The sequence below is a fragment of the Mesorhizobium sp. YR577 genome, assembly GCF_900116595.1.
Taxonomy (GTDB): Bacteria; Pseudomonadota; Alphaproteobacteria; order Rhizobiales; family Rhizobiaceae; genus Mesorhizobium_M.
The window spans coordinates 282,849-301,480 of record NZ_FPBI01000005.1 but is presented as its reverse complement, the minus strand read 5'-3'; the positions used below and the strand labels follow the sequence as shown (position 1 = coordinate 301,480).

23 protein-coding genes are annotated in these 18,632 nt (G+C 60.6%); 15 read left to right on the top strand and 8 right to left on the bottom strand.

Annotated features, from left to right (window positions below; genetic code table 11):
• Both BM413_RS09915 and BM413_RS09910 read right to left on the bottom strand, forming a co-directional pair.
• A complete protein-coding gene (locus BM413_RS09915; protein WP_091912807.1) occupies positions 1 to 930 on the bottom strand; it encodes an AAA family ATPase in 930 nt (309 codons plus the stop codon).
• A 16-nt stretch (positions 931 to 946) separates the two neighbouring features.
• Positions 947 to 1,447: a flavin reductase gene (locus BM413_RS09910; RefSeq protein WP_091912805.1), complete on the bottom strand. Its 501-nt coding sequence runs from the start codon at positions 1,445 to 1,447 to the stop codon at positions 947 to 949.
• Between the two features lie 182 nt (positions 1,448 to 1,629).
• Between BM413_RS09910 and BM413_RS09905 the strand changes: the two genes are divergently transcribed.
• The gene (locus BM413_RS09905; RefSeq protein ID WP_175544292.1) at positions 1,630 to 2,694 is read left to right on the top strand and encodes a branched-chain amino acid ABC transporter substrate-binding protein; all 1,065 of its coding nucleotides are present in this window, start codon (positions 1,630 to 1,632) and stop codon (positions 2,692 to 2,694) included.
• On the top strand, positions 2,691 to 3,698 hold the full coding sequence (locus BM413_RS09900) for a P1 family peptidase (RefSeq protein WP_091912801.1): 1,008 nt from the start codon (positions 2,691 to 2,693) through the stop codon (positions 3,696 to 3,698). The genes BM413_RS09905 and BM413_RS09900 overlap by 4 nt, the downstream gene beginning before the upstream one ends.
• A 14-nt stretch (positions 3,699 to 3,712) precedes the next feature.
• Here BM413_RS09900 and BM413_RS09895 read toward each other — a convergent pair whose 3' ends face one another.
• A complete protein-coding gene (locus BM413_RS09895; RefSeq protein ID WP_091912799.1) occupies positions 3,713 to 3,964 on the bottom strand; it encodes a DUF2171 domain-containing protein in 252 nt (83 codons plus the stop codon).
• 124 nt (positions 3,965 to 4,088) lie between these two features.
• Here BM413_RS09895 and BM413_RS09890 point away from each other — a divergent pair, with 124 nt between their 5' ends.
• The 3 genes from BM413_RS09890 (at position 4,089) to purB (ending at position 6,710) form a co-directional block, all read left to right on the top strand.
• Positions 4,089 to 4,808 (top strand): DUF2259 domain-containing protein, encoded by a 720-nt coding sequence (locus tag BM413_RS09890; RefSeq protein ID WP_091912797.1) that lies wholly within the window; start codon positions 4,089 to 4,091, stop codon positions 4,806 to 4,808.
• Between the two features lie 122 nt (positions 4,809 to 4,930).
• Complete coding sequence (locus BM413_RS09885) at positions 4,931 to 5,344, top strand: hypothetical protein (protein ID WP_091912893.1); 414 nt, start codon at positions 4,931 to 4,933, stop codon at positions 5,342 to 5,344.
• Positions 5,345 to 5,402: 58 nt separating this feature from the next.
• Entirely contained in the window at positions 5,403 to 6,710 is a 1,308-nt protein-coding gene (gene purB, locus BM413_RS09880; RefSeq protein ID WP_091912795.1) for an adenylosuccinate lyase, read from the top strand.
• Between the two features lie 110 nt (positions 6,711 to 6,820).
• Here purB and BM413_RS09875 read toward each other — a convergent pair whose 3' ends face one another.
• On the bottom strand, positions 6,821 to 7,633 hold the full coding sequence (locus tag BM413_RS09875) for a VOC family protein (RefSeq protein ID WP_091912793.1): 813 nt from the start codon (positions 7,631 to 7,633) through the stop codon (positions 6,821 to 6,823).
• Positions 7,634 to 7,875: 242 nt separating this feature from the next.
• Between BM413_RS09875 and BM413_RS09870 the strand changes: the two genes are divergently transcribed.
• Positions 7,876 to 8,430, top strand: a complete 555-nt coding sequence (locus tag BM413_RS09870) for an RBBP9/YdeN family alpha/beta hydrolase (protein WP_091912891.1) — start codon at positions 7,876 to 7,878, stop codon at positions 8,428 to 8,430.
• 10 nt (positions 8,431 to 8,440) lie between these two features.
• Here the strand turns inward: BM413_RS09870 and BM413_RS09865 are convergent, their stop codons facing one another.
• On the bottom strand, positions 8,441 to 9,211 hold the full coding sequence (locus BM413_RS09865; RefSeq protein ID WP_091912890.1) for an HpcH/HpaI aldolase family protein: 771 nt from the start codon (positions 9,209 to 9,211) through the stop codon (positions 8,441 to 8,443).
• A 110-nt stretch (positions 9,212 to 9,321) separates the two neighbouring features.
• The gene (locus BM413_RS09860; RefSeq protein ID WP_091912791.1) at positions 9,322 to 9,642 is read right to left on the bottom strand and encodes a DUF1476 domain-containing protein; all 321 of its coding nucleotides are present in this window, start codon (positions 9,640 to 9,642) and stop codon (positions 9,322 to 9,324) included.
• A gap of 270 nt (positions 9,643 to 9,912) precedes the next feature.
• Here BM413_RS09860 and purC point away from each other — a divergent pair, with 270 nt between their 5' ends.
• The 5 genes from purC to BM413_RS09835 all read left to right on the top strand — a co-directional run bounded on the left by purC (position 9,913) and on the right by BM413_RS09835 (position 12,731).
• Positions 9,913 to 10,680, top strand: coding sequence for a phosphoribosylaminoimidazolesuccinocarboxamide synthase (purC, locus tag BM413_RS09855; protein ID WP_091912789.1), 768 nt, complete (start codon positions 9,913 to 9,915; stop codon positions 10,678 to 10,680).
• A 68-nt stretch (positions 10,681 to 10,748) separates the two neighbouring features.
• The gene (purS, locus tag BM413_RS09850; RefSeq protein WP_091912787.1) at positions 10,749 to 10,991 is read left to right on the top strand and encodes a phosphoribosylformylglycinamidine synthase subunit PurS; all 243 of its coding nucleotides are present in this window, start codon (positions 10,749 to 10,751) and stop codon (positions 10,989 to 10,991) included.
• On the top strand, positions 10,992 to 11,537 hold the full coding sequence (locus tag BM413_RS09845) for a hypothetical protein (RefSeq protein ID WP_091912785.1): 546 nt from the start codon (positions 10,992 to 10,994) through the stop codon (positions 11,535 to 11,537).
• An 8-nt stretch (positions 11,538 to 11,545) separates the two neighbouring features.
• Positions 11,546 to 12,238 (top strand): phosphoribosylformylglycinamidine synthase subunit PurQ, encoded by a 693-nt coding sequence (purQ, locus tag BM413_RS09840; protein ID WP_091912783.1) that lies wholly within the window; start codon positions 11,546 to 11,548, stop codon positions 12,236 to 12,238.
• A 79-nt stretch (positions 12,239 to 12,317) separates the two neighbouring features.
• Positions 12,318 to 12,731, top strand: a complete 414-nt coding sequence (locus BM413_RS09835) for a hypothetical protein (protein ID WP_091912781.1) — start codon at positions 12,318 to 12,320, stop codon at positions 12,729 to 12,731.
• 35 nt (positions 12,732 to 12,766) lie between these two features.
• On the opposite strand, the gene BM413_RS34100 is transcribed toward BM413_RS09835, so the two are convergent.
• Positions 12,767 to 13,006, bottom strand: coding sequence for a DUF1127 domain-containing protein (locus BM413_RS34100; RefSeq protein WP_091912779.1), 240 nt, complete (start codon positions 13,004 to 13,006; stop codon positions 12,767 to 12,769).
• Between the two features lie 82 nt (positions 13,007 to 13,088).
• Here BM413_RS34100 and BM413_RS09825 point away from each other — a divergent pair, with 82 nt between their 5' ends.
• From BM413_RS09825 to BM413_RS09815, 3 genes are all read left to right on the top strand, one after another.
• Positions 13,089 to 14,507 carry an aminotransferase-like domain-containing protein gene (locus BM413_RS09825; protein WP_091912777.1) on the top strand — a complete coding sequence of 473 codons (1,419 nt, stop codon included), beginning with the start codon at positions 13,089 to 13,091 and terminating at the stop codon, positions 14,505 to 14,507.
• 103 nt (positions 14,508 to 14,610) lie between these two features.
• Positions 14,611 to 16,827, top strand: coding sequence for a phosphoribosylformylglycinamidine synthase subunit PurL (gene purL, locus BM413_RS09820; RefSeq protein WP_091912775.1), 2,217 nt, complete (start codon positions 14,611 to 14,613; stop codon positions 16,825 to 16,827).
• A 130-nt stretch (positions 16,828 to 16,957) separates the two neighbouring features.
• The gene (locus tag BM413_RS09815) at positions 16,958 to 17,191 is read left to right on the top strand and encodes a BolA/IbaG family iron-sulfur metabolism protein (RefSeq protein ID WP_091912773.1); all 234 of its coding nucleotides are present in this window, start codon (positions 16,958 to 16,960) and stop codon (positions 17,189 to 17,191) included.
• Positions 17,192 to 17,223: 32 nt separating this feature from the next.
• Here the strand turns inward: BM413_RS09815 and BM413_RS09810 are convergent, their stop codons facing one another.
• Positions 17,224 to 18,024 (bottom strand): phosphodiester glycosidase family protein, encoded by an 801-nt coding sequence (locus BM413_RS09810; protein ID WP_091912771.1) that lies wholly within the window; start codon positions 18,022 to 18,024, stop codon positions 17,224 to 17,226.
• A gap of 190 nt (positions 18,025 to 18,214) precedes the next feature.
• On the opposite strand from BM413_RS09810, the gene grxD reads away from it, so the two are divergent.
• Positions 18,215 to 18,547, top strand: coding sequence for a Grx4 family monothiol glutaredoxin (gene grxD, locus BM413_RS09805; protein ID WP_091912769.1), 333 nt, complete (start codon positions 18,215 to 18,217; stop codon positions 18,545 to 18,547).
• The last annotated feature ends 85 nt before the right edge of the window (positions 18,548 to 18,632 follow it).

Sequence of the window (18,632 nt, the reverse complement as noted above, 5' to 3'; positions counted from 1 at the left end):
CTACTCTGCCGCCGAAAGCTCCGCCTTCACCTCATTGAGGATGCGGCGGCCTTCGCCCTGCTCGATGCGCGCTATGTCGTCCTGGTATTTCAACAGCACGCCGATCGTGTCGGAAATGGTTTCGGGATCGAGCGCGACCTTGTCGAGTTCGGTCAAAGCGCTCGCCCAGTCGATGGTCTCCGCAACGCCGGGCACCTTGAACAATTCGATTTCGCGCAATTTCTGGATGAAGCGCACGACCTCGGCCGAAAGCCGCTCATTGGCCTGCGGCACCTTTCGGTTCACGATTTCCAGTTCGCGCTCTGCATCGGGATAATCGACCCAATGATAGAGGCAGCGCCGCTTCAGCGCGTCATGGATTTCGCGCGTGCGATTGGTGGTGATGATGACGATCGGCGGTTCTTCCGCCTTGATCGTGCCCAGCTCCGGCACCGTCACCTGGAAATCGGAAAGGATTTCGAGAAGGAACGCCTCGAACGCTTCGTCAGTACGGTCGAGTTCGTCGATAAGGAACACCGGCGCTGCGCCATCCTTGCCGGTCAGCGCTTCGAGGATTGGCCTGCGGATCAGGTATTTTTCGGAGAAGACGTTGCGTTCCATGTCGGAGCGGTCGACCTTGCCGGCGGCTTCCTCCATGCGGATTTCGATCATCTGCGCGGCATAGTTCCATTCGTAGACGGCCGAGGAAACGTCGAGCCCCTCATAGCATTGCAGCCGGATCAACCGGCGGCCGAGCGCTTGTGCCAGAACCTTGGCGATTTCAGTCTTGCCGACGCCCGCCTCGCCTTCCAGGAAAAGTGGCCGCTTCATGCGCAGGCTGAGGAACAGCACCGTCGCCAGCGCCCGGTCGGCGACATAGTTCGCCCCGGTCAGCATATCGAGTGTTTCGTCGATCGATTGGGGGACCGGGCGTGGCGTCGCTTCGTTCATTGCGTCTCCATGGGCCTTATCGGCCAAGGACGTGATAGCCGCGGTCGTGATAGACGAGCGGCTCCAAATTATCGCCGATGCGCAAGCCTGTCACCTTGCCAAAAAGCACACGATGGGTCGCGAGATCCTTGGTATCGACCAGTTCGCAATCGAAAACCGCCAGCGCATCGGCAAGCGTCGGCGCGCCGCTGGAAATCGTGTTCCATTGCGCGAGCGCGAAACGTTCGTCGGCCGACAGCTTCGTGATGCCCGAAAACCCTGCCGCCACGTGTTGATGATGGGAAGACAGCGTGTTCAACGCGAAATTGCCGTTCTCGACAAACAGCTGATTTTTGGGATTTTCGCGGTTCAGGCAGACGAGAATCATCGGCGGCGTATCCGATACCGAACAGGCCGCAATCACGGTCGCGCCGCGCCTACCGGCGGCCCCATCCGTAGTCACGACATGGACGGCTCCGGCAAAATGGCTCATCGCATCCCGGTAGGCCTGCGGCTCGATATCGTTTTTCTTCAACACTCGGTAAACCCCAAGACAATCAGTTGTCCGGTATATATGGCCAAGGACATAACGCCACAAGCAATGCGACTTGGGCCACCCTTGAATTAGCGTGTTGCGCTATCAAGGGGCAGCCTTTACCTCTTGGCCGGAAAATGATGCCGGCTATGCCCTTGCCGGCATTGGGGGAAACGTTGAAACCTATGCGGATTGCAGGCTTTGTCATTGGCGCACTGTTCGCGCTGGCGCTCGCCGGCGGCCCGGCTCGGGCGGAGGCAATGCGCATCGGCGTGGCCGCGCCGCTCAGCGGCCCTTCCCAGCTTCTCGGCGAGCAGATCCGCAACGGCGCACTCGAAGCAGCAAGCGCGCCCGACATCACACTTGAAGTCGCCGACGACACCTGCACGGGCGAAGGCGGCGTGAATGCCGCCCAGCGATTTGTCGACGCAAAGGTACAGATTGTCGTCGGCTTTTTGTGCACGGAGTCCATCGAAGCCGCCTTGCCGATCCTGAAGCAGGCAAACATCCCCGTCATCACGGTTGGCGTGCGCACCGACAGCCGCGAAAAAACCGGCTGGCCGGTGTTTCGCCTGGGACCACGCGCCGACAGCGAGCGCGAGGCAGCCGGGCGTCTGCTGACCCGGCTTTGGCGCGACGAGCTTTTTGCGGTCATCGATGACGGCACGATCTACGGCCGCGAACTGGCCGAGAGTTTTCGAACGGTGGCTGAGCAAAGCGGCCTAAAGCCCGTATTTACTGATACATTTCGCCCGCAGCTGGACAACCAGATCGGTCTGGTCGGCAGGTTGCGCAAGGCCGAAGCGACGCATGTCTTCGTCGGCGGCGACCGCGACGACATAGCCATAATGGCCCGCGACGCAAAAAAGATCGGCACCGACATCATCTTTGCCGGCGGCGAGAATTTGCGGTCTGCACCGGGAGACGTGCCGCTCGCCCAAGGCACGTTGATGGTCGCCCTTTCTGAATGGTCCGACATGGCCACGCCAGCCGCCATCTCGAAGCTTGGCGCCAAGGGAATAGTCCCCGAGGGCTACGTGCTGCCGGCTTACGCAGCCACCGAAATCGCCATAGCCGCCGTGACCGAAACCACTGATACGAGAAAACCTCTGGCTGAGACGCTGGACAGCCGCGAGTTCTCCACCTCGATCGGCCCCGTGCGTTTCAATGACAAGGGCGATCTTTCGGCAAACCCATATCGCCTGTTCCGCTTCGACGGCTCACGCTTTCTCCCATTGGACGTGCAATGACCTTCAGGACCGGACCGCGCAATCTGATCACCGATGTCGCCGGCTTGCGCGTCGGCAATGCGGACGATGCAAAGCTCAAATCCGGCGTTTCCGTGGTTCTCTGCGATGAGCCGGCGGTGGCGGGCGTGCAGGTGTTGGGCGGAGCGCCTGGAACGCGCGAGACCGACCTCCTTGAGGCACACAATTCGGTCGAAACCATCAACGCGGTGGTGCTGTCCGGCGGCTCGGCGTTCGGACTCGACGCAGCGTCCGGGGTGCAGGCGGCACTGCGCGAAAAGGGCATCGGCTTTGCGGCGCGCGATTTTCGAATCCCGATCGTGCCGGCTGCGATCCTTTTCGACCTGCCGAACGGCGGCGACAAGGATTGGGGGCTTTATCCGCCGTACCGCGAACTCGGTTACGAGGCCGTGCAGAACGCCTCGCTGGATTTTTCAATCGGCACCGCTGGTGCCGGAACAGGCGCGTTGAGCGCCGGATTGAAAGGCGGCCTCGGCTCAGCCTCGACGCTGCTGCCCAATGGCGTCACCATCGGCGCGCTGGTCGCCGCAAACCCGACCGGGTCTGTTACTGTTGGCAACAGCCGTCATTTCTGGGCCGCCCCCTGGGAGATAGGCGACGAGTTCGGCGGGCTTGGCTTTCCGGCGCCTCTGCCCGCGGATGCCCAGGACGTTCGTCTCAAATTCCGGGATGGCATGAAAGCCGGCGAAAACACCACCATCGCCATAATCGCGACCGATGCGGTCATGACCAAGGCGGCTGCCAAGCGGCTTGCAATCGCTGCGCATGACGGCTTTGCCCGCGCCATCTGGCCGACGCACACGCCCGTCGACGGCGATCTGGTGTTTGCACTCGCAACCGGCCGCAGCGGGAAGACGCTGGAACTGAACGACGCCATCGACCTTTATGCCGCCGCAGGCGCGACCATGGCGCGGGCCATCGCGCGCGCCATATTTGCCGCGACCCCTGCCGAGAACGATCTGTTTCCGGTCTGGTCGTCGCGCTAGGAGCCTACAGGAGACTATTTCCCGTCGGCTTCTTCCTCGAAGGTCACCGCGACATCCGCATTTGCCGAGAGGCGAACTTTGTTGCCTTCCAGTTCAGCGACAAGGCTGGTGGAGATATAATGATGATGGCCTTTGTGGGCGCCCATGCCGCTGTCATTCCTTGTCAGTTTGATGCGATGACCTTCGACCTTGTCCACGGTGCCGACGTGAACGCCGTCTGCCCCGATGACTTCCATATGTTCCCTAATCTGGTTGACGTTCGCCACGGCAATATCTCCTTGTTATAGACAACCAAGGTGAACGCGCGGGTGCCGGTTTGGATGCATACGCCGTGTTAGGACCTTCGACCTTATGGTTCGGGAAAACTTCGAGCCGAAACCGGAGCAGAACATGAACGTGAAGGCTGTATTTGCAGCGGCCTGCCTTGCTGCCTTGGCGACTGTCCCGGCAGCCCGAGCCGGCGACGTCGCCAATCTGGAAGTCATGGGCTTTAGCGCCGACGGCGGCATCTTCGTTTTCGAGGAATATGGCGTGCAGGATGGATCAGGGTTTCCCTATTCCAACCGCTATTACATCGACACCGCGACCGACAAATTCCTGCCCGGCTCGCCGGTGCGCGTCAGGCTCGACGATGAGAGCGCAAATCTTGAAGCGGCTCGAAAACAGTCTTCCGAACTCGGCGACAAGATCGTCAAGGGAGCAGGCCTGAATCGCGGCATTGCCGCCGGCTCCAACGCGGTAACCCAACTGAACGCCGACCCACATCGCATGGTCGTCAATCCGCGCCCGGTCTTCCCACCCATTGACGATCCGCTGGAGGTTCGGCTCGAGGAAATCCCTCTGCCCGCAGCCAGTTGCGAGGGCATGGGCGAGACATCCGGCTTCCGCCTGCTTCGCATCGATGCACACGACGGCGGCCAGACGCGTACGCTGCATGAGGACAAGACAATCCCGCAGAGCCGTGGCTGTCCGCTCGGATATAGCATCGGCGGCATCCAGACCTTTTTTGGCGAAGGCGGCAAGCCAGCCTATGCGGTGCTGATCGCCATACGTGGCGTCGGCTTCGAAGGTCCGGATTACCGCTGGATCGCTGTGACGGGTCGATTGTGAGCGCGTCCGACATCACAGCCGTTGCAGGCAATCAAGGCATCAGGCGTCTGCTCGCACGCCTTCGCCGTACCCGTCCATCAGTTCGCGTCGCGTCGATAGGCGCGGCACTTTGGGCCGTCGCGATGGCTGGCAGTGCCCTTTTCAATCTCATGCTCGATGCCTGGGAAACGCCGGAAAAGATGCGGACCGTGACAACACTGTTCGCAGCCGGGGGATTTTTAGCCTTTCCGCTCGGACTATGGGGGGCCGCCTTTCTTTCACAGGGCAAACGCGCCGAAACGGCATTTGCCGCCGCATTCGTTTCCTTCGCCGTCGCGACGATAGGCGTTACGGCTGTGCTTTATGCCATTCAGTATCGCCTCTACTACGCGCAATGGCACGCCGACGCATTCACCGTGATCTGGGCATTCCAGATCGTTTTCACGGGGCTGGCCGCACTCTATCAATTCACGGTGCTGGGAATTCGCCTGTTCTTCCCGGTTGGCTTCGTCGTCCTGTTTATAGCTGCTTTGTGGTTTGCGCGCCGTCCGCATTGAGCAATGCGCCCTCCTCTGTTAGGACGCCGCTGAACAATGCTCACATGGATGCCCTGACATGATCCCTCGCTATTCGCGCCCGGAAATGGTTGCCATCTGGTCGCCGGAAACGCGCTTCCGCATCTGGTTCGAGATCGAGGCCTATGCCTGCGACGCACTGGCCGAGATCGGCGTTATTCCGAAGGAAGCCGCAAAGACGATCTGGGAAAAAGGCGGCGCGGCGAAGTTCGACGTCGCCCGCATCGACGAGATCGAGGCCGTCACCAAGCACGACGTCATCGCCTTCCTCACCCACCTTGGCGAATTCATCGGACCCGACGCGCGTTTCGTCCACCAGGGCATGACCTCTTCCGACGTGCTCGACACAACGCTGAACATCCAGCTGGTGCGCGCGGCAGACCTTCTGCTGGCCGACCTCGATCGTGTTCTCGCCGCCCTGAAGACGCGTGCTTTCGAGCATAAGAACACCATTCGCATCGGCCGCAGCCACGGCATCCATGCCGAGCCGACGACTATGGGCCTGACCTTCGCCCGCTTCTATGCCGAGATGACACGCAACCGGGCACGTCTGGTGGCAGCGCGCGCGGAAATCGCCACGGGCGCCATTTCGGGCGCGGTCGGCACCTTCGCCAACATCGATCCGTCGGTGGAAGAATATGTATGCGAGAAGCTTGGCCTCGTGCCGGAGCCTGTCTCGACACAGGTCATACCGCGCGATCGTCACGCCATGTTCTTCGCCACGCTCGGCGTCATCGCCTCGTCTATCGAAAACGTCGCCATCGAAATCCGCCATATGCAGCGCACCGAAGTGCTGGAAGCGGAAGAGTTCTTCTCGCCCGGCCAGAAGGGCTCGTCGGCCATGCCGCACAAGCGCAACCCGGTCTTGACGGAAAACCTGACCGGCCTTGCCCGCCTCGTGCGCATGTCGGTTACGCCGGCACTCGAAAACGTGGCACTGTGGCATGAGCGCGATATCTCGCATTCGAGCGTCGAGCGCGCCATCGGGCCGGACACGACCATCACCCTCGATTTCGCGCTGAACCGCCTCGCCAGCGTCGTCGAGAAGCTGGTCATCTATCCCGAAAACATGCTGAAGAACCTCAACAAGTTCCGCGGTCTGGTCCATTCGCAGCGCGTGCTTCTGGCACTGACGCAGGCAGGCGTGTCACGCGAAGACTCATACCGGCTAGTCCAGCGCAACGCCATGAAGGTCTGGGAACAGGGTGCTGATTTTCTTGAGGAATTGCTTTCCGACAAGGAAGTGACGGCGGCCTTGTCCGAGCAGGAAATCCGCGAAAAATTCGACCTTGGCTATCATACCAAGCACGTCGACACGATCTTCAAGCGGGTATTCGGCCAAAGCTAAGACGGAACCGAATGCAGTCGCCATCGTTGTAACTGCATACGACCTCCCATCAAAAAAGGGCCTGCGCATTCCCTGCAGCAGGCCCTTTTTCATTTGTCGTTTTGCGCGCTTCAGGCCTTGTCCGGCACCGTCCTGATAACCGTGCCCCACGGGTCCTCGCGCGTTTCTTCCGCCTTGGCGGCGGCCGAGCGCATCTCGACCCAGGTCAGGCCGGTCTGGCCACTTTCACGCTTTCCGGCACCCGGGCTCTGCCAGGAATTAGCGCCGATGTGATGGTGGTAGCCGCCGGAAGACAGAAAGACGGCGCTGCCGCCATATTTGGCAACCGTGTCGAAGCCGAATTCCGAGTTCCACCAATCTTCAGCCTCGGCGGGCTTGCCAACACGAAGATGGACGTGGCCGATCACGCTGTTTTCCGGCGCGCTCTTCCATTCAGGGCTGCCGGCCGGCACGGAGGCGACGATGCCGGGGATATCGAGCGCCGCCGTCGCCATTTCGACCTGCGCACCATTCCATTTCCAGCTTTCGTGCGGGCGGTCAGCATAGATTTCTATGCCGTTGCCTTCCGGGTCGGTGAGATAAAGCGCCTCGCTGACCAGATGGTCGGAGGCACCGTCAACGGCGATGTTGCTGGCGATCGCGTGCTTTATCCAGCGCCCAAGATCGGCGCGGGATGGCAGCAGAAACGCGGTGTGGAAGAGGCCGGCGCTGCGTGGGTCTTCCTGGCGTGCGGCAGCATCGTTTTCGATCTCCATCAAAGGACGGCCGCTGGCGCCCAGCGTGATCACAGATCCATCGCGTGACAGTTCTTCAAGACCGACCACCGCCCGATAATAGGCGGCGAGGTTTTCGGCGTTCTTCGCCTTCAGGCCGATGCGGGAAACGCTGACCGGCGTGGTGGCGGCAAATGGCAATTCGCTCATGTCTGGCTCCGTTCGGCCAGTGCCCGTCCCTGCCCCAAAAGCGAGCAGACCGGCGCCGCCGACAAAATTACGCCGTGTGAGTTGCAAAAGCCCATCCCCTGAAAATCAACGACGTTTCGTTGCTGGTAACATCGGGGCCCAAGGTCTGGTGCACAAGCTGCAAATCAGGAAACACGCTGTTCAGCATTGCGACAGCAAAGCAAAGAGTTGCACGCACAGCCTGCCATCGCTACATGCGCGGCATGAAGGTAAAAGACGCAGATATTCTCATCGTCCCCGGCTACACCAACTCAGGCCCGGACCATTGGCAGACGCGCTGGGAGCAGAAGCTTTCCACCGCGCGGCGCGTGGAACAGGCGGAATGGTCGAAGCCGGTCGTCGAGGACTGGACGGCTGCTGTCGTGAAAGCGGTGAACGAGGCGCAAAAGCCGGTGGTGTTCATCGCTCATTCGCTTGGCGTGCCGACTGTCATCCAGGCCATCCCGCAATTCAAAAAGCCTGTCGCGGGTGCTTTCTTCGTGGCTCCCCCCGATGTCGCAAACCCCGAAATCAGGCCGAAGCACCTGATGACCTTTGGTCCCTACCCGCGCGATCCGCTGCCCTTCCCGTCGGTCGTCGTCTCCAGCAGCAACGATCCATTCTGCTCGCAGGAGATTGCGGAAGACATCGCGGCTGCCTGGGGCTCGAGGTTCATTCATGCCGGTGAAGCCGGCCACATCAATGCGGATGCCGGTTATGGGCCGTGGCCGGAAGGCACGATGGCCTTCGCAAACTTTCTCAGCAACCTGCCGGGTTAGCGGAATATCTCTAGCGCAGGGAACCGCGCGCCGTCTTAAGCAGCGCTTCCGCACCCATGGCGATGTATCGATGCTCGGTGCCGAGAGCCAGGAAACGATAGCCCATATCGACGAAGCGACCGCTCATGGCTGCATCGACGACAAAAATGCCAGCATGCTTGCCCGCAGCCCTGACTTTGGCGGCAATATTCTCCACCGTTTCCATCATGTCTTCCAAGGTCGCATCGACCGTAGCACCATTGGTCCACGCGATGGAGAAATCGGCGGGGCCGACGAAAATGCCGTCGATGCCCGGCGTTTCCAGAATGCCGTCAAGGGCTGCCAGAGCAGCGCGCGTTTCGATCATCGCGAAGGATACCGTCTTCGCGTTGCTTTCCTTCAGCCAGGCCTTCATGTCGCTGCCGCCGGCGCGTGGCAGCGCGAAGGACGGCCCCCACGACCTTTCGCCGACCGGCGGATATTTCATCGCCGCAGCAAAGCGCTGCGCATCCTCCACCGAGTTCACCATCGGCGCGATGACCGCTTCCGCACCGAAATCCAGCGCCCGGCTCGCCATGTCGAAACGGCCGACCGGGATGCGCACCACCGGATGCTTGTTCGCCCGCAACACGGGAACGATGCCGCGCAGGACGCTGTCTTCGTGATGACCGCCATGCTGCATGTCGAGCGTCACCGCGTCAAAACCCTGCGCGGCGACGATCTCGACCGTGAGCGCATCCGGAATGCCGGACCATGCGGTTATCAGCGTCTCGCCAGCGGCCAGTCGGGATGAAAATGTCATGAAGCGGCTCCTCGAAATTTCCCGGATCATCTCACCCGGAAACTTCCGCCAAGGCAAAGAAAAACCGCCCGTCATGCGGGCGGTTCATTTGGGCCAACGCCGGGAAGACGTCAGGAATTCATGATCTGCTCGGCCGCAGTCGCCAGCAATTCGTCCATGGTGCGGCGGATCTGGTGGTCGGACTGCTCGACGCCGGCGGCATCGAAATCCTTGCGTATCTTGCGGAACACGTCGTGATCGCCTGCTTCCTCGATATCGGAAATTACCACTTCCTTGGCATAGGCGTCCGCATCAGCACCGGTCTTGCCAAGCTTCTCGGCGGCCCACAGGCCCAGCAGCTTATTGCGCCGTGCAGTCGCCTTGAACCGCAGTTCTTCGTCCATCGCGAACTTCTTTTCGAAGCCTTCTTCGCGGTCCTTCATGCTGCTCATGGCAAATCCTCCGGATCTGATATCGATTCGTGATGTTGAATATGGGTTGTACCAGCACAAACCAAAAGGCGGCGTCCGGGTCAATATGCGCTGTTATAGCCTGCGGTGCGGCATTTCGTATGGGAAAGCGGTTGATTGAGAGGATTTGCTGATTGAGCAATGGCTGCGTTTGAGATAGAGACCGCATGAAACCCACAACCGCCGCGTTTCGCGCGCGATATGAAGGGACCGGTTACGTGCCGACAGCCCTTGAATCCAGAGAAAAATAAGATGAAAAATCGCCGCCGCATATATGAAGGCAAGGCCAAGATCCTCTATGAGGGCCCTGAGCCGGGGACGCTTATCCAGTTTTTCAAGGACGACGCCACCGCCTTCAACAAGAAGAAGCATGAAGTGGTGGACGGCAAGGGCGTGCTCAACAACCGTATTTCCGAGCACATCTTCACCCATCTGAACCGCATGGGCATCCCGACGCACTTCATCCGCCGGCTCAACATGCGCGAGCAGCTGATCCGCGAAGTCGAGATCATCCCGCTGGAAGTCGTGGTGCGCAACATCGCAGCCGGCTCGCTGGCCAAGCGCCTCGGCATCGAGGAAGGCACCGTCCTGCCCCGCTCGATCATCGAATTCTACTACAAGGCCGACGCGCTCGACGATCCGATGGTCTCGGAAGAGCACATCACCGCTTTCGGCTGGGCGAGCCCGCAGGAAATCGACGACATCATGGCACTCGCCATTCGCGTCAACGACTTCCTCTCCGGCCTCTTCCTCGGCGTCGGCATCCAGCTCGTCGATTTCAAGATCGAATGCGGCCGCCTCTACGAAGGCGACATGATGCGCATCGTCGTTGCCGACGAGATTTCGCCGGACAGCTGCCGCCTGTGGGACGTGAATACCCAGGAAAAGATGGACAAGGACCGTTTCCGCCGCGACATGGGCGGACTGGTCGAGGCTTACCAGGAAGTCGCCCGCCGTCTCGGCATCATGAACGAAAACGAGACGCCGCGCCCGACCGGCCCGGTTCTTGTAAAACACTGAGCATATCGGCGCGAAAGCCAGCTTTCGCGCCGCATCATTTCCACGCAAATATCCGGAGACAAGCGGCCGTGATCAAAGCCCGTGTAACCGTTACACTCAAGAATGGCGTTCTGGACCCGCAGGGCAAGGCGATCGAACATGCGCTCGACGCACTCGGCTTCGGCGGCGTCGGCTCGGTCCGCCAAGGCAAGGTCTTCGACATAGAGGTCGACGGAACCGACAAGGCGAAGGTGGAAGCCGACCTCAACGCCATGTGCGACAAGCTTCTGGCCAATACCGTGATCGAGAACTACGCGGTGGAACTGCGGTAGATGAAGGCGCGGCTGGCGATAGGAACGCGCATCCTGGCGAAGCTGTCAGCTGCAGCGTTTGTTGCCCTATTGGCGGGTGCGCAATCCGCAAGTGCCGACATGCTGCTGTCCGATCTTCGCAAGGTCGACGTTGGCGCATTCCCGGCCGGCGAATGGTCAGTCAAGAAAGAGCGCGACCGCCTCACGATCGCCTGCGAGAAATGCGACGGTTTCGTCGCCATGGATTTGCAGCTTTCCCGCGGCCCGGCCGGCACGGAGAGCAACATCAGAAGCGGCAAGACGACCGCCAAGACGATGCTCGATATCTGCAAGCAGAACGCAGTTTCGCGCGGCAGCAGTTGCTACAGCATCAAACCCGCCAACCTCAAGGGTGCCGTGGGCTTCGTCAGCGACGTCAAGATAGCCGATAGCACCTATGCGGCAACCTACACCATCTATCAGGACGGCAAGCTGCTTCTGATGCGTAATATTGCCGGCAGCCGCAAGGAAGCTGCACGCGTCGGCAAGCTCGCCTTCAAACACATCGCTCCACAAATCGTTCGGTAGCTCCAATCATGAAATCAGCCGTCGTCGTCCTCCCCGGCCTCAATCGTGACCGCGACATGATCGCGGCGCTGACCAAGATTTCGGGCAAAGCGCCCGTCACCGTCTGGCAGACCGACACCGAAATTCCGGATGTCGACCTGATCGCCATTCCCGGCGGCTTCTCCTATGGCGACTATCTGCGGTGTGGCGCCATTGCCGCGCGCATGCCGGTCATGCGCGCTATCGCCGACAAGGCAGCCAAGGGCGTTACGGTCATCGGCGTCTGCAACGGTTTTCAGATTCTCGTAGAGGCAGGCATGTTGCCCGGCGCATTGATGCGCAACGCATCGCTGAAATTCGTCTGCCGCGAGGTCAAGCTTCAGGTCGCCAATGCCAACACGGCCTTCACCCGTGGCTACAAGCCAAACCAGATCATCCGCAGCCCCGTAGCGCATCACGACGGCAACTACTTTGCCGATGCAGACACGCTTGCCCGCATAGAAGGCGAAGGCCAGGTCGTCTTCCGCTACGCAGAAGGCACGAACCCGAACGGCTCGATCAACGACATCGCCGGCATCGTCAATGACCGGGGCAACGTGCTCGGCCTGATGCCGCATCCCGAAAACCTGATCGAGGCAGCCCATGGCGGCAGCGATGGCCGGGCGCTGTTCGAGAGCGCCTTGCGCGGGTCGTCAAGCCAGCCAGCGTTGGCCGACGCTTGAGAACCCAGCGTAGAGTTCTTCGTTTCTTCCTGTATCTTACTGATCAAAATCAACGATTCGAAACGGCGGGCGTCGGCGCATGAAGAATTTTCGCATTCTGACGGTAGCTCTTTCATCGCTGCTGGTGCTCTCTGCCTGCCAGTCCGGATCTAAGCCGTCGACGCCATCAGTTGGCTCCGGCAAGAGCGCGTCCCTGCTGGCAATGGAAACGGTCGCAATCGCCGCCCACAAATGCTGGTTCGCCAGCAAGGACCCGGCTTTCAAATCCTATCGTCTCGCCAACGAGCTCAATGCTTTCGGCGGCACACCGCGCTTCCTGCTGGTGCCGGCCAAGAATTATGGCGGACTTCCCCTGCTCGTCGTGCAGGCGCGCGGCAATTCGAGCCGGGTCGAATCCTTCGGCCCGCTGATGTCGGAGCCCATCGGAGCGCGCATCCACGCCGATCTGACGCGCTGGTCGAGCGGCAACAATGCCTGCGGCAGCACGGCCTGACCCTACGTAAGAAACCTACGTCCCCCGGCCGCGATTCAGTCGAGGAACGAGCGGATTCCTTCGCGATAGGCTTCGCCTCTTGAAATGCCGATATCGGCAAGCTGCGCGTCGGTCAGTTCCATAAGCGCCAGCCTGCTACGCCGCTTTTCCAAGCGCATTTCCAGCCAATCGATGAACCGAAGCACAGTTGTGCTGAACCTGCGGAGATAATCCGACTTCCCGGCTGAGGATTCCCGAAGGGATGAGCCACTCCGAATTGTATCTATTGTACTCATAATTTCGCTCAAAGAGTCTCGTTAATAGATACAATTCAACTGCATTGACTCGATTCAAAAGACAATGTAGAAAATTGTCACCATGACAAATTGGCTCCCCAATCTCTCCGAAGGTTCTGGCCCGCTCTATCTGCGCCTGGCCGACAGGATCGAATCCGACATTGGTGCCGGCACATTGCCCGCCGGCGAAAAACTGCCGCCCCAGAGAAATCTCGCCTACGACATCGGTGTCACCATCGGCACCGTGGGCCGCGCTTATGCGCTTTTGCGCGAGCGTGGCCTTGTCAGCGGAGAGGTCGGGCGTGGAACATATGTGCTGGGGCGTGGCCTGGATGCGAACGACAACATCGAGATACCTGCCGTCGCGCCAAGGGAGGGCACGCGCCTCGCAGAGCCGCCGATCGGAAAACTGCGCTTCGACAGCACCGCTGCCCCGGATGTCGGACAGGGCAAGATAATCGAGACGATCCTGTCGGCAATCACCCGCGATCACCCGCAGGAGGTCGCCAGCTATACGAGATCATTCCCCGACCACTGGTTCGAAGCAGGACGGCGCTGGCTGTCGCGCAATGGCTTCAATCCGCAGGCGGACAGCATCGTGCCGACGCTCGGCGCCCATGCAGCGGTGATTTCGGCCATATCGGCCCTCACCTCTCCTGGCGATTACATACTTTTCGAACACGTGACCTACACGCAGATCGCAAGGAGCGCCGGGCTTGTCGGCCGACGCATGGCCCTGGTGGAATCGGATGAGAACGGCGTCGACCCGGACGATTTCGAGCGCGTCTGCGCGCAGAAGCATCCGGCCATGGCCTTTCTGATGCCGACGGGCCAGAACCCTACCGGCGCTATCATGCCCAGGGAAAGGCGCGCGGCGATCGCCGATATCGCGCGGCGATACAATGTCCTTCTGATCGAAGACGATCTCTACGGTGCCTTGACCGACGACCCGACGCCGCTTCTTGCCGAATTCGCGCCGGAACGCACTTTCGTGGTTGGCGGCCTTTCGAAGTCGGTCGCGGCGGGCGTTCGTGGCGGCTGGATCTCCTGCCCACCCAATTACCGGCATCGCGTCCGCGTCGCGCACAAGATGACGACCGGTGGAATGCCGTTTCTGCTCGCAGAGCTCTGCGCGCAGCTGGTCCTGTCCGGCGAGGCTGCCGCAATCCGCGCACGGTCGCTGGCGGAAATCAATGCGCGCCTGGCGATAGCCCGCTCTACGCTTACCGGCCATGATTTCACCTCCAATGATGGCGTGCCCTTCTTCTGGCTGTCCGTGCCGGAGCCATGGCATTCTGGAACGTTCAAGAACGCCGCTTACGAGCAGGGCGTGCTCATAGACGATGAGGACGAGTTCAAGGCCGGGCGCTCCGACCGCGTCTTTCACCGTGTTCGCGTCGGCATTTCGGCCCCGCAAAACCGTCAGGACGTCGCTGACGGACTGGCGGCAATCCGTCGCCTTCTCGATGAAGGCCGCGCGGGTTATGACAGCTTTGGCTAAAGCTCCATCTTCCCGGTGAATTTTCGGCCTTTTGCGGTATATCCCGGCGGCGGCTTGCGCTATTGAGCTATTTTTCGACGCCCCAAGGAATCCGCTGGCCATCATGACCATCTCCAACGACGTGAAAATCACCGACGAGCTGATCGCATCGCACGGGCTGAAGCCCGACGAGTATCAGCGGATACTGGATCTGGTCGGGCGCGAGCCGACTTTCACGGAGCTCGGCATATTTTCCGCGATGTGGAACGAGCACTGCTCATACAAATCTTCGAAGAAGTGGCTGCGCACCCTGCCCACCAAGGGCGATGTCGTGATCCAGGGACCGGGTGAGAATGCCGGCGTGGTCGATATCGGCGACGGCGATTGCGTGGTCTTCAAGATGGAGAGCCACAACCACCCCTCCTACATCGAGCCCTATCAGGGTGCGGCGACCGGCGTCGGCGGCATCCTGCGCGACGTCTTCACCATGGGCGCGCGGCCGATTGCGGCTATGAACGCGTTGCGCTTCGGTGCGCCGGATCATCCCAAGACGAAACATCTGGTGGCAGGCGTCGTTTCCGGCGTCGGTGGCTACGGCAATTCCTTCGGCGTGCCGACCGTCGGTGGCGAGGTCAATTTCGACGCGCGCTACAACGGCAACATCCTCGTCAACGCCTTCGCCGCAGGCTTGGCCAAGACCGACGCTATCTTCCTGTCGGAGGCCAAGGGCGTCGGGCTGCCGGTCGTCTATCTCGGCGCCAAGACCGGCCGCGATGGCGTCGGCGGCGCGACCATGGCGTCTGCCGAATTCGACGACAAGATCGACGAGAAGCGCCCGACCGTTCAGGTCGGCGATCCCTTCACCGAAAAATGCCTGCTCGAGGCCTGCCTCGAGCTGATGGCATCTGGTGCCGTCATCGCCATTCAGGACATGGGCGCTGCCGGCCTCACCTGCTCGGCCGTCGAAATGGGCGCCAAGGGCGACCTCGGCATTGAACTCGACCTCGACAAGGTGCCGGTGCGCGAGGAGCGCATGTCGGCCTATGAAATGATGCTCTCGGAGAGCCAGGAGCGCATGCTGATGGTGCTGCGCCCGGAAAAGGAAGAAGAAGCCGAGGCTATCTTCCGCAAATGGGGGCTTGATTTCGCCATCGTCGGCAAGACGACCGACGACCTGCGCTTCCGCATCATCCATCAGGGCGACGAGGTCGCAAACCTGCCGATCAAGGACCTCGGCGACCAGGCGCCCGAATACGACCGCCCATGGGTCGAGCCCGCCAAGCGCGCACCTCTCGCTGCTGACGATATTCCGCAGGCCGATGTGGCAGACGCACTGCTGAAACTGCTCGGCAGTGCCAATCTTTCGAGCCGCCGCTGGGTCTGGGAACAGTATGACACGCTGATCCAAGGCAATTCGCTGCAGCTACCCGGCGGCGATGCCGGCGTGGTGCGCGTCGAAGGCCATGCCACCAAGGCACTCGCCTTCTCTTCGGATGTCACCCCGCGCTATTGCGAAGCCGATCCATATGAGGGCGGCAAACAGGCGGTCGCCGAATGCTGGCGCAATCTCACGGCAACCGGAGCAGAACCCCTCGCCGCCACCGACAACCTGAATTTCGGCAATCCGGAACGCCCTGAGATCATGGGTCAGTTGGTGAAAGCCGTCGGCGGCATCGGCGAAGCCTGTCGCGTCCTTGGTTTTCCGATCGTCTCCGGCAATGTCTCGCTCTACAACGAAACCAACGGCCAGGGCATCCTGCCGACGCCGACCATCGGCGGTGTAGGCCTTATCCGCGATTGGTCGAAGATGGCGCGGATAGGTTTTGCCGCAGAGGACGAGGCGATCCTGCTCGTCGGCGCGCCGTCGGCCTGGGGCACGCATCTGGCTCAGTCGGTCTATATGCGCGATATCCACAACCGTACCGACGGCCCGCCGCCGCCGGTCGATCTCGCACACGAGAAGAAAGTCGGCGACTTCGTTCGCGCGCTGATCGCGGACGGCATCGTCACTGCCGTGCACGACCTTTCCGACGGCGGCCTTGCCGTCGCAGTTGCCGAAATGGCCATGGCCTCCGGCATCGGCGCGACTGTCAATCAATTGAAGGGCTTGTCGCCGATACCTACGTTCTTCGGCGAAGATCAGGGGCGTTATCTCGTGACGATCCCGCGCGACAAGGTCGACTGGTTCTTCGAGGAACGCGTTAAGGATACCGGCATTTTCGCGCCGTGGATCGGCACCACCGGCGGGAGCGAAGTGAAACTCGGCGAGGCTCGCGCGATTGCGGTTTCGGAACTGACCGACGCGCATGAAGGCTGGTTCCCGAAATTCATGGACGCATGATCCCCGCTGTTGGCGCCGGCAGCTGTTGCCAGGTTTGTTCCACGACGCCCATGGCATAGGGCGAAACGATTGACCTTCACTGCCCCAGCCGCCATATCTGACGGGGACAGACGTATTGGGAGACCGCCTTATGGCAATGGACGCACACGACATCGAAAAACTCATCAAGGACGGCATTCCCGATGCCAAGGTGACGATTCGCGACCTGGCCGGCGATGGCGATCACTACGCGGCGGAAGTCGTGGCCGAGAGCTTTCGCGGCAAGAGCCGCGTCCAGCAGCACCAGATGGTCTATGACGCCCTGAAGGGAAACATGGGCGGTGTGCTACACGCGCTTGCCCTGCAGACCAGCATTCCTGAATGATTTCAATGTCGGACGCGTTCGGGCATTGAACGCTAGCGTGTTCTCGACACCGCCAGAATTGGCCCCGCCGGATCGATCTTCCCAACGAGAAGCTTGCTGCCGTTCGAAAAGGCAGAGATGAAACCGTCGAAATAGAGCGCGTTGCGGCATTTCAACTCGTCACTGAACAGCCGCGCAAACGAGCCGAAACTGACAGGCGAACGGGCGATGACGAAAATCGCCTTGCCGTCGGCACTGACGCCGACGCCGTTACGGACATTGCGTGAACTTCCATTCGGCTCGAAGCGAGCATGAATGACGCCATCAATCACAAGCATTGGCCCTGACTGGGTAGCCAGGCGCACGTCCGGCCGCGCGGCAGCAGCATAGGCTTCCGACTCCATCACCAACGCTTCGCCTGTTTTCGTCACCGCGAACACGCCATTCGGCTTCATGAAGAAATTACCGTCGCCATCCGAAAGATTGAGCGGCGTGGTCATGTGTCCGCCCTCGACATATAGCCCGACCGGCGAAAGATCCCGATGATACATGCCGGCATTCATGGCGAGCAGCACAGGCGTGCCTTGCTCCTTCATTGCCGCAGTGAAGGCACCCACTGATCCAAATGGTTTTCCGTCCGCTCCATCATGAAACAGCCCGACATCGTAAGCATGCGGATCAACCGCACACACGATGTAACCGACCCCCTCGAAATCCTGCTCCCGGCATGGCTCGGGCAGTTCCTGGCTTTGAAAAACCGGAGGCACGGCTGGAGATTCGGGTCGCCTCCAGACGAGCATCGCCAGGGCCGCAAGCCCAGCGATAAGCAGAATTGCAGCAAGAGCGCGTTTCATGAACCTCAAAAAGTCCTGCGGATGCGATTAGGAATCGGCACGATCTTGCTCTTTTCTAAAGCAAAATTGACCGATTTCCGCCCATGGCCCATAGAATCACGGCAACTGCCGGTCTTGTTTCGGGCTGCCTATCGGTTTATTTGATTCATATGATTTGAGCCTGGCTCCCACAGGCGTGAAAGGATACCCGATGAGCGGAATCAACGATTACATCGCCAATGAGGTCAAGACCAACGACGTCGTGCTGTTCATGAAGGGCACGCCCGGTTTCCCGCAGTGCGGCTTTTCCGGACAGGTCGTGCAGATTCTTGATTACATCGGCGTCGACTACAAGGGCGTGGATGTGCTGACCTCCAACGAACTGCGTCAGGGCATCAAGGAATATTCCAACTGGCCGACCATCCCGCAGCTTTACGTCAAGGGCGAGTTTGTCGGCGGTTGCGATATCATCCGCGAGATGTTCCAGGCCGGCGAGCTGCAGGCTCTCTTTGAAGGCAAGGGCGTCACCACCAAGGCCGCCTGAGACCATATCTACCGGGGGTAGCCCCGCCTCGGTAAATATCCATCTCCCGCGAATGCGGGATCTGTGCAACGAGTGCGCCGGCCCA